The sequence below is a fragment of the Candidatus Methylopumilus rimovensis genome (genome assembly GCF_006364615.1).
In the GTDB taxonomy this organism is placed as follows: domain Bacteria; phylum Pseudomonadota; class Gammaproteobacteria; order Burkholderiales; family Methylophilaceae; genus Methylopumilus; species Methylopumilus rimovensis.
The window spans coordinates 547,869-560,110 of the sequence record NZ_CP040986.1; the positions used below are offsets into that span (position 1 = coordinate 547,869).

A 12,242-nucleotide genomic window follows, 5' to 3' on the forward strand; every position below is an offset into this window, starting at 1 on the left:
CTATTGATTTAATTAAATAAAAAATGAAAGAAATCTTCATTAAAAAACCGACTTATCAAGTGATGGTAGGATCCGTGCCTGTCGGCGGGGGCTCGCCTATTGTGGTTCAATCCATGACCAATACCGATACGGCAGATATTCAAAAAACCGTAGAACAGGTTTTCGATTTATGGAAAGCCGGTTCTGAAATTGTCAGAGTCACCGTCAATAATGAAGCCTCTGCCGATGCGATTCCTCATATCATTGAAGGTTTGCAGAAAAGAAATTGTCATGTCCCCATCGTAGGTGACTTTCATTTTAATGGGCATAAGCTTTTACAGGCATATCCAGAGTGTGCAAAATTATTAGCAAAGTATCGTATCAATCCTGGCAATGTAGGTAAGGGTAGCCGTCGCGATGAACAGTTTGAAGCGATGATAGCCATTGCTAAAACCTACGATAAGCCAGTGCGCATTGGCGTGAATTGGGGCAGTTTAGATCAGGTGAAGTTGGCCGCCATGATGGATGAGAATGCGAAATTAAAAATGCCATTGCCATCCGATGCATTGATGCGGGAAGCTTTAATCCAATCCGCTTTGGAATCGGCAGAACAAGCGGTCTCTTGGGGACTCCAAAAAAATAAAATTGTGATCTCGTGTAAAGTGAGTGTAGTTCAAGATTTAATCCTTATTTATCAAGAGCTTGCGAAAAGAACTTCATATCCACTCCACCTTGGTTTGACCGAGGCTGGCATGGGTTCCAAAGGCATTGTGGCCTCTACAGCTGCTTTAGCGATTCTTTTACAACAAGGGATTGGCGACACCATTCGCGTATCTCTAACACCAACGCCTGATGAATCGCGCACCAATGAAGTGGTGGTCGCGCAAGAGATTTTACAAACCATGGGCATTCGATCTTTTACACCTTTAGTCACCGCGTGTCCTGGTTGTGGTCGAACGACTTCGACTTATTTTCAGGAATTGGCTTTAGAGATTCAAACTTTTTTACGCGAATCGATGCCGCAATGGAAAGATACATTTCCGGGTGTTGAAGATATGTCAGTCGCGGTCATGGGATGTGTCGTCAATGGCCCTGGAGAATCTAAACTCGCTAATATCGGTATTAGCTTACCCGGTACAGGAGAAATTCCAGTAGCACCTGTATTTGTCGATGGCGAAAAGACGGTGACTTTAAAGGGTGACAAAATCGCGCATGAATTTAAAGCGATTGTGATGAACTATGTGGAATCGCACTATTCAAAGTTAAAATAGCAGCTATGTCAAAAAAATTACAAAGCATTAAAGGTTTCTATGATGTCTTGCCTGATAAGACGCCGCTTTGGCATTTTGTCGAGGATAAGATACGCGAAGTATTAAATCTTTATGCGTATGAAAAAATCAATTTACCTATCGTTGAACCGACCTCACTTTTTGTGGATAGTGTGGGCACACATACGGATATTGTTGAAAAAGAAATGTATTCATGGGTGGACCCTTTAAATGAAGATCAATTAACCCTCCGCCCTGAGGGAACGGCGGGATGTGTAAGAGCGGTCATTGAGCATAACCTCACCTACAATGGCTCCATTCGTTTGTGGTATCAAGGCCCTATGTTCAGACACGAGAATGTTCAAAAAGGTAGGCAACGCCAATTTAATCAAGTAGGTGTTGAAGCGTTTGGATTTAGTGATCCCAATATTGATGCCGAACAAATTTTATTATTGGCAAGGCTTTGGAAAGCGCTCGATATCAAAGACGTCGAACTTCATATTAATTCGATCGGTGACCCTGAAGATCGATTGACCTATCGAGCGGAGCTCATTCGGTATTTTGAAACTCATCAAGACGTCTTAGATGAAGATGCAAAACGTCGACTCCATCAAAATCCATTGCGGATTTTGGATAGTAAAAATCCTGCTATGCAAACCATGATTGAAGGGGCACCGAAACTATCCGAGTATTTAAATACTGAAGCCAAAGCGCATTTCGAATCAGTATGTGGATATTTAAAAGAAGCAGGTATTCCTTTTACATTAAACCATCGATTGGTACGAGGTCTTGATTATTACAATCGCACCGTATACGAATGGGTGACGCACCGCTTAGGCAGCCAAGGTACGATTGCGGGTGGTGGCAGATACGATTATTTAATCGAGCGCTTAGGCGGGGATAAAACACCTGCCTTAGGTTTTGGAATAGGGTTAGAACGTATTATTCTACTTTTAGAAGATATGGGTGTGGTTCTCCAAAACGAACCCAATATTTATCTGGTGAATGTAGGGGATCTTGCCGAAAAGTATGCATTAAAGTTATCTGAAACATTAAGATCTCATGGATTGAAAGTGGTATTAAATTCAGGGGGCAGTAGCTTCAAATCGCAAATGAAACGGGCTGATAAAAGTGGTGCGGCATTTGCTGTGATCTTAGGTGATGATGAAATGAAAGAGGGTGTGGCCCAAGTCAAATCCTTAAGAGTGGAAAATCAACAATCTAAAATTAAATTAGACGAACTAGCCACATTCTTCTTGAAACAAACATCATGAAAAAAATCCTAGAAGTCAAACATTTAAAAGTGTCTCCCATCCATGAGCTTCGTAAAATTTTAGTGGATGATGTGTCATTTGATTTATACCCGGGTCGCACCACATGTATTGTGGGCGAATCAGGCAGTGGTAAAAGTTTAACGGCACTCTCCATCATGAAACTTTTGTCATCACAACTCAAACAAACAGGCGATATTTTTTTTGAGGAAAAAAATATTGCACATCTATCTAATGTGGAGATGCGATCCTTTCGTGGCAAATCGATGGCGATGATTTTTCAGGAACCCATGACTTCACTCAATCCTGTGATCTCGATTGGAGATCAAATTAAAGAAGCCTTGAGTGTCCATCTTGATTTAGATAAAAAAAGTTTAGATAAAAAAGTGGTGTCTCTCTTAAAGGAAGTGGGTATTCCTGAGGATCGCGCTTCGAGTTATCCTGATGAGCTTTCAGGAGGACAAAGACAGCGCATCATGATTGCGATGAGTATTGCGTGCGAACCTGCTATTTTGATCGCGGATGAACCCACGACTGCATTAGATGTGACAGTGCAGGCACAAATCTTAAAGCTTCTATCTTCTTTAAAAGAAAAAAGACAGATGGCGATGCTTTTTATTACGCATGATTTTGGTGTGGTAGAAGAAATTGCAGATGATGTGATTGTCATGTATCAGGGTCACATCGTTGAAAAGGGAAGTGTCAAAGAAGTATTAAAGAAACCAAAGCATGCTTACACCAAAGCGCTTCTTCAATGTGTGCCCGATGCCAAAGGCATTAAAAAACTAAAACCCATTCAGCATCGCGCATTTATTTAGAAATTACTTTTTTTAAATTATGGCAAAAAATATTAAAAATGAAATGCTGCTCGAAGCGAAAGGTCTTTATAAAACCTATACGCAAACGTCTGGTTTTTTTGTAAGACGTCAAAGCACGATCAAAGCACTCAATAACGTCAGTTTATCCATAAAAAAAGGTGAAACGCTGGCCATCGTCGGTGAATCAGGTAGTGGCAAGTCAACGTTAGCGCGTTGTCTGTTACAATTGCTGTCGCTTGATCAAGGGGAACTTTTCTTTAAAGGTAAAAATCTTAAAACTTTAAATGTTAAGGATAAAAAAGATCTTAAACGTCATATACAAATGGTGTTTCAAGATCCCTATGCTTCACTCAATCCTCGTATGAAGATTGGTGAAATCTTAGAAGAGGGTTTATTGATTCATGGCTTAGGGGACAAAAGGTCGCGTGATAAAAAGATCCGCGACATGATTAAAAAAGTAGGGCTCGAAGTGGCTGATGTAAATAAATACCCACATCAGTTTTCAGGGGGGCAAAGACAAAGAATTGGAATTGCAAGAGCTTTAATTGTTGATCCAGAACTTGTGATTTGTGATGAGCCGGTATCAGCGCTTGATGTATCGATTCAAGCACAGATTTTATTATTACTCAAAGAATTACAAAAAGAATTAGGTTTAAGTTATTTATTTATTAGTCATGATTTAAGAGTCGTTCGACATATGGCAGATCACATTGTGGTCATGCATCAAGGTAAAATTGTCGAACAAGGCTCAGTTAAAAGTATCTATGAAAAACCAAAAGCCCATTACACACGTGAACTTTTAAACGCAATACCAGGAAAACATTTTAATTTTAAAGTGAGTTAATTTTTTAAAGGAAATAAAAAGCTATGGCACTCGATTTAGAAGAACAAGAACAGGTAGACGAACTTAAAGCGCTTTGGAAAAAATACGGCACCTATATTACACGCGGTGCTATTGCATTCTTTGTGTTGTATGGACTCTTTCAAGGCTGGGGTTATTATCAAAATAAACAATCATTGAACGCGTCCGAAGCTTATCAAAGTATCGTGGTATTAGATGAAAAAAATACCAAAGAGATTATGCAAAAAGCTGAAAGCTTGATGGATAACTATGGGGGTACACCCTATGCAGGCCGTGCTGCTATTTTATTTGCAAAAGCCAGCTACGCTGAAGGATCAAAAGATAAAGCAAAAGAAAAATTAGAGTGGGCATCAAGACATGCAAAAGAATCTGCGACAGAATCCATTGCACTCATTCAATTAGGTCAAGTATTGTTAGAAGAAAAAAAATATGAAGAGGCTTTGAAAAAAGCGAACGATGTGGATAATGAAGGTTATCTAGGTTTAGCGAATGATCTAAAGGGAGATGCTTTAAGTGCGATGGGTAAAAAAGAAGATGCCAAAAAAGCATACCTTGAAGCACTCAAACGATTTGGACCTAAAGATCCTTATGCAAAATTCACACAAGAAAAATTAGAAACACTTGGAGTGTAGTCGTTTGAAATTTTTTCAATGTCTTTCACTTTTACTTTTATCTTTAACCTTAGGTGCTTGCGGACCTGTTAAAGATTTTAAAGACCAAATTACAGAAAGAATTGTAGGGCAAGATCCGGTCGATCCACCTGCCGAATTAAAAGAGTTCAAGGCTAAACTCAATCCAAAAATTTTATGGTCCGTTAAACTCGAAGGCAGTGAAAGTTATGAATTTTCACCAGGGTTAATGGAAGATAACGCTTATGCGGCATCCTCTGATGGGACACTCATAAAAGTCGATTTAAAAACGGGCAAAACCATTTGGAAAATAAACACCGGTGAAAAATTATCGGGTGGTGTCGGTGTCAGTTTAAATGAAATGATCGTGGGTACACCGACCGGCTTACTAATTGCGTATGATTTAAATGCTAAATTACTTTGGAAGACAAGACTATCGAGTCAAATTTTAAGTGCACCGACGATTCATGAAGGTTTAGCGATTGTGAGAACATCAGACAATCTCATTCATGCGATCAATGTGAAAGACGGATTAAAGAAGTGGACTTTTTCAAGAGTCGGGCCACCATTGACTTTACGTTCAAGTGTGGGGATTGTGACAAGTGATGGTGTGATTTATGCAGGTTTTCCTGGAGGTAAACTCGCCGCCATTCGAGAAGATAATGGCACGCTGATGTGGGAAATTACGGTAGCTCAGCCGAAGGGTGTGACAGAAATTGAACGCGCATCGGATGTGACAAGTTCCCCCGTCATTGATGGATTAACGATCTATACAGTCGCTTATCAAGGAAAGATTTCAGCGGTCGATCGCGTGAACGCACGAACGCTGTGGAGTCGTGATATCTCAAGTTATACAGGGTTGAGTGTCGAGGGGGCGAGAATTTATGTAGCACACACCGGTGGTGCACTTTATTCGCTCGCGATTGAATCTGGTAAAACCTACTGGCGGCAAGGAGAACTCTTAAATCGTAGACTCACAACACCTTTAGGTATGGGCGATCATGTGGCAGTTGGCGACTTAGAAGGTTACATCCATATCTTAGATAAAGAAACGGGTCAATTTTTGGGCCGTATTCGTTTAGATGATGCGCCGGTCATGCGTCGACTCCTTGAATTTGAAACCGGTAAATTTTTAGCACAAACACGTAACGGCGGACTCTACGCCATCAGTATTCAATAATCATGTTACCCACCATAGCACTTGTTGGCCGACCCAATGTCGGTAAGTCGACTTTATTTAATCGTTTAACGAAGTCGCGCGATGCATTAGTGGCCGACCTTCCTGGCTTAACACGTGATCGTCATTATGGTCGAGGTTTAGGTGGTGATATGCCTTATATCGTCATCGATACAGGTGGCTTTGAGCCTTTGATTGAAAAAGGCATTCAAAAAGAAATGGCAAAACAAACGCTTCTTGCCATTGATGAAGCCGACATCATTTTTTTTATTACGGATGGTAGGCAAGGTGTCACGCCGCACGATCGTGTCATTGCAGATTTACTTCGGAAGATGAATCGTAATATTTATTTACTCGTCAATAAAACGGAAGGTATGCAAAGAGCGGTGGCGACCGCCGAATTTTTTGAATTAGGCTTAGGTGATCCTTTAGGTATTTCATCAGCGCACGGTGAAGGTGTGCGCGATATGATTCAAATGGCTTTAGAACCTTTCAAAAAAGAAGAGGTTGATACTGATGAAGTAAGTCAAAAAATTCCAAAGATTGCCATTGTAGGTCGTCCTAATGTAGGTAAGTCCACACTCGTCAACGCATTCTTAGGTGAGGATCGTGTCATCGCATTTGATGAACCCGGTACGACACGTGATTCAATTCAAATTGATATTGAGCGCAATCAAAAAAATTACACACTCATTGATACAGCAGGTATACGCAAAAAAGGTAAAGTCTTTGAAGCGGTTGAAAAATTTTCCGTGATTAAAACTTTGCAAGCGATTGAAGAAGCAAATGTAGCGATTCTTGTGGTCGACGCAGAAGAAGGTATTACGGAGCAAGATGCGCATGTGGGGGCTTATATTTTGGATGCAGGACGAGCGCTCGTCGTGGCTATTAATAAATGGGATCGCTTAAAAGAAGATGAAAGAGATATAGTGAAGCAAGACATTCAGCGTAAATTACAATTTTTAAAATTTGCAGAATTTCAATATGTCTCGGCTTTAAAGAAAAAAGGTCTCACCGAAATTTTAAAGTCAGTGGATGAAGCTTATCGTGGTGCTTTTATTAAATTGGCCACACCTAAATTAACAAGAGTTCTCATTGATACCTTACAACAACATCAACCCCCCATCTCTAGAGGTATTCGTCCTAAATTACGCTATGCGCATCAAGGTGGATCGAATCCACCAGTGATTGTCATTCACGGTAATCATGTGAATGCCATTAAAGATAGCTATATGCGTTTTCTTGAAGGTGCTTTTAGACAGGCTTTTCAAATCATTGGCACACCTTTAAGGGTGCAGTTTAAACAAGGCGAGAATCCTTACCTGGATGAAGAAAAAAGAAAACCTAAAGAGGGTGTCGTCTCGATGCGTCGACGTAAAAATGCCTTACGTAAAAAATTGACCGAAAAAAATAAGTTAGCAGCAAAGACGCGCTAATCTTTATCCCAGAATTTCCACCAATCTTTTTTCTTGATATCTTTGCTCTTAGCAAACATGGAACTATTGGGATAATTCTGCTTTAAAATTCTCAAGCTATCTTCCTTGAGATCGTTAGCACCTAAGTTATCATAAGCGCTGATAATAATCACAAGCGCTTCCTCAATATAATTCGAGTCAGGGTAAGTCTCAATCATAAATTTAGCTCGGTTCAATGCAGCAACATAAGCATTAATTTTCATGTAATGACGCGCCACATGAAGTTCATGATCAGCTAATTTATTCTTTAAGTAAATCATGCGCTCAGTGGCATCTTTGCCGTAGCGGGTATTAGGATAGAGCAAGAGTAAATCTTTGAATGCAAGGAAAGATTGTCTCAGTATCTTAGGATCACGATCGCTGATGTCTTGAAATGTCAACTTTTCCATCACGCCTCGTTGTTTAAAGTAAGCCACTCCTTTTAAGTAGTAAGCGTAATCAAGATTAGGATGGTTAGGATGTATCTTAATAAAGCGCTCAACGGTAGATACACATTGGGCTGCATCTTCTTGCTTATAGTAGGCATAAGCAATATCAAGTTGTGCTTGTGCCCCAAATTTACTATTTGGATAGCGTGATTCTAATTTTTGTAAATATTCGATCGCCTTTTTATAGTCATTGCTTGTCATCCGTTCCGAGGCTTTTTCATAAATACGTTCTGCTGATAAACCTTTTGTATCGTCTAGCTCAGTCGGGGGTCCAAAAATGGCACAAGACTCGAGAAAAAGCATCATAATAACGACTATGAGAATACGCATACGAACCTTTAACATTAAAAATATACGTCGAATTATAGCATTATGAGTGATGATGAAAGATTATTGGCAATCCCTGAAAGTCATGCTGGCTTAAGGGTGGATGTCGCTTTGCAACAACTCTTGCCTGAATTTTCACGTTCAAAATTACAAGAGTGGATTAAGAATGAGTTCGTATTCGTTAATCAATCCCCTGTATCTTCCAAGCATAAGGTTTATGCAGGGGATGAAATCAAAATCATTATTCAACAAAATCCAGAAAATAATGCATTTTTACCTGAGGCTATTCCACTTGATATTATTTTTGAAGATGAGACGTTGCTTGTGATTAATAAACCCGCAGGCATGGTGGTTCACCCTGCGGTAGGTAATTGGTCAGGCACACTGCTTAATGCACTCCTTCATCATACGCCAGATATCGCACATATGCCTCGTTGCGGTATTGTGCATCGATTAGACAAGGAAACGAGTGGACTTTTGGTCGTGGCTAAAACTTTAAGTGCACAAACACATTTAGTGCAACAACTTCAAGCAAGAACAGTGAAAAGAGAATATCGCGCAATTGTGTGGGGTCAGCTATGGAAAAACGGCACGGTGAATCAACCAATCGGAAGACACCCATCTATACGAACACGCATGGCTATTCATTTATCAGGAAAGCCTGCCATCACCCATTATGAAATATTAGAGCGATTTGGCGTGCATACCTATTTAAGATGTAATCTTGAAACAGGGCGCACACATCAAATTCGAGTTCATATGCAATACCTAAAAGCGCCTATTGTGGGCGACCCTGTTTATGGTTTGAAAAGCATTATGCCAATTAAATCGATGAGTCATGCACTGCATCAGCATATATTAGGTTTTGATCGTCAAGCACTTCATGCCATTCGATTAGGACTCATTCATCCATCAAATAATAAAGCGATGGAATGGTCTATCGATTTACCAAATGATATGAAAAATTTACTCGAGACAATTAGGTCGGAGCAGTCTGATGTTGCGGATCCTTTAGCAGATTTGGATTTTGAAGATTATCTTGATGAGTCAAGCGATGATATCGATGACGATATCTTGGAGGATGATGAGTAATTTTTTTATCCCCAAATGGCCAGTGCCGTCAAATATTAAATCAATGCAAACGGTGAGAGTTGAGGGAAAAAGCAAAGGCAAATACAACAGTTTTAATTTAGCCACACACGTGAATGATGATATTAATGACGTGGATTTTAATCGTGCATTATTAAATCAACATTTACCCAGTGCGCCATGTTGGCTAAGCCAAACGCATAGTGCTGATGTGGTCGAGTTACCATCGCCTCTATTAAATGCCGATGCGAGCTTCACAAAAGATAAAAATATTGTATGTGTAGTGCAAACAGCAGACTGCTTGCCTTTGTTAATTACAAATAACGATGGCACAATAGTCGCGGCCATTCATGCAGGCTGGCGAGGTCTTTTAAATGGCGTGATTGAAAATACACTGCATAAAATGAATCTTCCAGCGCATGAAATACTGATATGGTTAGGCCCTGCCATCAGTCAAAATCATTTTGAAGTGGGTAGTGAAGTGAAGGATAGTTTTTGTGAAAAACATGATGAGGCTAAAAAAGCTTTTAAGTCGATATCCAAACAAAAATGGTTAGCTGATATTTATATGCTTGCCAAAATTCGTCTTCATGCATATGGTGTTAGTCAAATTTACGGTGCGAGTGTGACTGAAGACTATTGCACATTCGCTCATCATAAAGATTATTTTTCGTATCGACGAGATGGTGAAACAGGTCGTATGGCCTCCCTCATTTGGATTGCATGATAAAGACATCCAATTATTTGAAGTTTCGATATAATGCTTAAATCTTAGATTTCAAGTCAATTTCATGCATACACTTCTTTGGATTTTATCTTCCTGCTTTATAGGTGGCTTACTAAGTGTGATCACAGCAGCGCTTGTGACACTTCATACAAGAATACACCTTGTCTCACATTTAGTGAGTTTCGCCGTAGGGGCGATGTTAGGTGCTGTCTTCTTAGAAATATTGCCACACGCTTTTAAACTGACAAATAACATTGAAACGACAACCTTTGTTGTTTTATTTGGCATTCTTTTATTCTTTGTGCTTGAAAAATTACTTTTGTGGCGTCACTGTCATGGCGATCATTGTGAAGTGCACGATGTGCATCATGAAGACCATGTTTCTAAAAGTCACCAGCATACGCATGACGAAGGACGAAGTGGCAGCATGATTATGGTGGGAGATTTGTTTCATAATTTTGTGGATGGCATTTTAATTGGTTCAGCATTTATGGTAAATACGAGTGTTGGCATTGTCACAGCTTTGGCGATCATTGCGCACGAGATTCCTCAAGAGGTGGGTAATTTTTTAATTCTGCTCCATTCAGGTTATAAGAAAAAAGAGGCTTTTATCTTTAACTTGCTCGCAAGTTTTTCTACTGTATTAGGCGGACTCTTAGCTTATTTTATTTTGGAATCCATGATGGATTGGGTGCCCTTTATTTTAGCGCTCGCAGCTTCCAGTATGATTTATGTATCCATTGCAGATTTGATTCCAGGACTTCATAAGAAAACAGAATTACGTTCCACAATATTTCAAGTCATCCTGATTGCATTAGGTATTGCATCAGTCGCTATGACTCAATGGATCGTTGAAGGTTAATGGCATCCTCCATCCCTAAAGTAGGTTTTGTATCTCTAGGCTGCCCTAAAGCTGGATCTGACTCTGAACGCATTTTGACTCAACTCCGTGCCGAAGGTTATGACATTTCAAAGTCCTACCAAGATGCCGATTTAGTGGTTGTTAATACTTGTGGTTTTATTGATTCAGCCGTAAAAGAATCCATGGATGCTATAGGCGAAGCGGTTAGAAAAAATGGCAAAGTGATTGTGACGGGTTGTTTAGGTGCTAAAAAAGAAATTATTGAAGAGGAATATCCAAACTTACTCGCGATCACAGGACCTCATGCATTAAACGAAGTCATGACGGCTGTTCATACGCACCTAGAAAAACCACACGACCCGTTTAGTGATTTGGTGCCTCCACAAGGTGTGCGTTTAACGCCCAAACATTATGCCTACTTAAAAATTTCAGAAGGCTGTAATCATCGATGTTCATTTTGTATTATTCCTTCCATGCGAGGAGATCTCGTCAGTCGTTCGATTGATGATGTGATGCGTGAGGCTGAAACTTTGGTGAATAGCGGTGTATCTGAAATTTTAGTGATTTCACAGGATACAAGTGCATATGGCGTGGATGTGAAATATCGAAGTGGCTTTTGGCATGGACGCCCAATCAAAACTAAACTTTATGATTTAGCAGAGGCTTTGGGATCATTAGGTGTATGGATCAGAATGCATTATGTCTATCCTTATCCTCATGTCGATGACATCATTCCTTTGATGTCCGAAGGATTGATTTTGCCTTACCTTGATGTGCCTTTTCAACATGCAAGTCCACGTATTTTAAAATTAATGAAACGACCTGCAAGTTCTGAAAATAATCTTTTGCGTATCAACAAATGGAGAGAAATCTGTCCGGATATCACGATACGCAGTACATTTATCGTAGGTTTTCCAGGTGAGACCGAATCTGAATTTGAAGCACTTTTAGATTTTTTAGAAAATGCCCAATTAGATCGAGTAGGGTGTTTCAAGTATTCGCCTGTGGATGGTGCGAGTGCTAATCTTTTAGAAGGTCAGGTTACAGAAGAAATGAAAGAAGAGCGATTACAAAGATTTATGGAAACACAAGCACGTATCAGCCACAAAAAACTTGCAAATAAGATAGGGCAAACACTTACTGTTTTAGTGGATGATCATGAAGGGGACTTTGCGATTGCAAGATCCATGGCAGATGCGCCTGATATTGATGGCAAAGTTTATTTGCGAGATGGCAAGCTTTTAAAGCCAGGTGATTTTGTCGATGTTAAAATTGAATCTTATGATCAACATGATTTATTTGCAGGCCCTAATCTTTAAGAAAAAATATC

Annotated in this window: 12 protein-coding genes; 11 read left to right on the plus strand and 1 reads right to left on the minus strand. The window is 39.8% G+C overall.

Translation table 11 applies throughout. The features are described 5' to 3' along the window. Positions 1-62 precede the first annotated feature (62 nt). The 7 genes from ispG to der are packed head-to-tail and all read left to right on the plus strand — an operon-like array spanning position 63 to position 7,440. Positions 63-1,250, plus strand: a complete 1,188-nt coding sequence (gene ispG / locus FIT61_RS02825) for a flavodoxin-dependent (E)-4-hydroxy-3-methylbut-2-enyl-diphosphate synthase (RefSeq protein WP_244925224.1) — start codon at positions 63-65, stop codon at positions 1,248-1,250. A 5-nt stretch (positions 1,251-1,255) separates the two neighbouring features. After that, entirely contained in the window at positions 1,256-2,521 is a 1,266-nt protein-coding gene (hisS, locus tag FIT61_RS02830) for a histidine--tRNA ligase (RefSeq protein WP_139883118.1), read from the plus strand. Beyond that, positions 2,518-3,336 carry an ABC transporter ATP-binding protein gene (locus FIT61_RS02835; RefSeq protein WP_139883120.1) on the plus strand — a complete coding sequence of 273 codons (819 nt, stop codon included), beginning with the start codon at positions 2,518-2,520 and terminating at the stop codon, positions 3,334-3,336. The genes hisS and FIT61_RS02835 overlap by 4 nt, the downstream gene beginning before the upstream one ends. A 19-nt stretch (positions 3,337-3,355) precedes the next feature. Further along, the gene (locus FIT61_RS02840; protein WP_139883122.1) at positions 3,356-4,180 is read left to right on the plus strand and encodes an ATP-binding cassette domain-containing protein; all 825 of its coding nucleotides are present in this window, start codon (positions 3,356-3,358) and stop codon (positions 4,178-4,180) included. Positions 4,181-4,203: 23 nt separating this feature from the next. Further along, entirely contained in the window at positions 4,204-4,830 is a 627-nt protein-coding gene (locus tag FIT61_RS02845) for a YfgM family protein (protein ID WP_139883123.1), read from the plus strand. 4 nt (positions 4,831-4,834) lie between these two features. After that, entirely contained in the window at positions 4,835-6,007 is a 1,173-nt protein-coding gene (bamB, locus tag FIT61_RS02850; protein WP_139883125.1) for an outer membrane protein assembly factor BamB, read from the plus strand. 2 nt (positions 6,008-6,009) lie between these two features. Then, positions 6,010-7,440, plus strand: a complete 1,431-nt coding sequence (gene der / locus FIT61_RS02855; RefSeq protein ID WP_139883127.1) for a ribosome biogenesis GTPase Der — start codon at positions 6,010-6,012, stop codon at positions 7,438-7,440. Here der and FIT61_RS02860 read toward each other — a convergent pair. Continuing rightward, complete coding sequence (locus FIT61_RS02860) at positions 7,437-8,237, minus strand: outer membrane protein assembly factor BamD (protein ID WP_139883129.1); 801 nt, start codon at positions 8,235-8,237, stop codon at positions 7,437-7,439. The genes der and FIT61_RS02860 overlap by 4 nt on opposite strands. Positions 8,238-8,279: 42 nt before the next feature. Here FIT61_RS02860 and rluD point away from each other — a divergent pair, with 42 nt between their 5' ends. The 4 genes from rluD (at position 8,280) to rimO (ending at position 12,231) form a co-directional block, all read left to right on the plus strand. Beyond that, entirely contained in the window at positions 8,280-9,326 is a 1,047-nt protein-coding gene (rluD, locus tag FIT61_RS02865) for a 23S rRNA pseudouridine(1911/1915/1917) synthase RluD (protein WP_139883131.1), read from the plus strand. 43 nt (positions 9,327-9,369) lie between these two features. Beyond that, positions 9,370-10,050 (plus strand): peptidoglycan editing factor PgeF, encoded by a 681-nt coding sequence (gene pgeF, locus FIT61_RS02870; protein WP_244925214.1) that lies wholly within the window; start codon positions 9,370-9,372, stop codon positions 10,048-10,050. Between the two features lie 64 nt (positions 10,051-10,114). After that, positions 10,115-10,912: a ZIP family metal transporter gene (locus tag FIT61_RS02875; RefSeq protein WP_139883134.1), complete on the plus strand. Its 798-nt coding sequence runs from the start codon at positions 10,115-10,117 to the stop codon at positions 10,910-10,912. Continuing rightward, positions 10,912-12,231 (plus strand): 30S ribosomal protein S12 methylthiotransferase RimO, encoded by a 1,320-nt coding sequence (rimO, locus tag FIT61_RS02880; RefSeq protein ID WP_139883136.1) that lies wholly within the window; start codon positions 10,912-10,914, stop codon positions 12,229-12,231. The genes FIT61_RS02875 and rimO overlap by 1 nt, the downstream gene beginning before the upstream one ends. Positions 12,232-12,242: the final 11 nt, after the last annotated feature.

Bases quoted from the DNA above. Each gene is read 5' to 3' on its own strand.
- ispG (WP_244925224.1), top strand. From the start codon at position 63: ATGGTAGGATCCGTGCCTGTCGGCGGGGGCTCGCCTATTGTGGTTCAA.
- hisS (WP_139883118.1), top strand. From the start codon at position 1,256: ATGTCAAAAAAATTACAAAGCATTAAAGGTTTCTATGATGTCTTGCCT.
- FIT61_RS02835 (WP_139883120.1), top strand. From the start codon at position 2,518: ATGAAAAAAATCCTAGAAGTCAAACATTTAAAAGTGTCTCCCATCCAT.
- FIT61_RS02840 (WP_139883122.1), top strand. From the start codon at position 3,356: ATGGCAAAAAATATTAAAAATGAAATGCTGCTCGAAGCGAAAGGTCTT.
- FIT61_RS02845 (WP_139883123.1), top strand. From the start codon at position 4,204: ATGGCACTCGATTTAGAAGAACAAGAACAGGTAGACGAACTTAAAGCG.
- der (WP_139883127.1), top strand. From the start codon at position 6,010: ATGTTACCCACCATAGCACTTGTTGGCCGACCCAATGTCGGTAAGTCG.
- FIT61_RS02860 (WP_139883129.1), bottom strand. From the start codon at position 8,237: ATGCGTATTCTCATAGTCGTTATTATGATGCTTTTTCTCGAGTCTTGT.
- rluD (WP_139883131.1), top strand. From the start codon at position 8,280: ATGAGTGATGATGAAAGATTATTGGCAATCCCTGAAAGTCATGCTGGC.
- pgeF (WP_244925214.1), top strand. From the start codon at position 9,370: ATGCAAACGGTGAGAGTTGAGGGAAAAAGCAAAGGCAAATACAACAGT.
- FIT61_RS02875 (WP_139883134.1), top strand. From the start codon at position 10,115: ATGCATACACTTCTTTGGATTTTATCTTCCTGCTTTATAGGTGGCTTA.
- rimO (WP_139883136.1), top strand. From the start codon at position 10,912: ATGGCATCCTCCATCCCTAAAGTAGGTTTTGTATCTCTAGGCTGCCCT.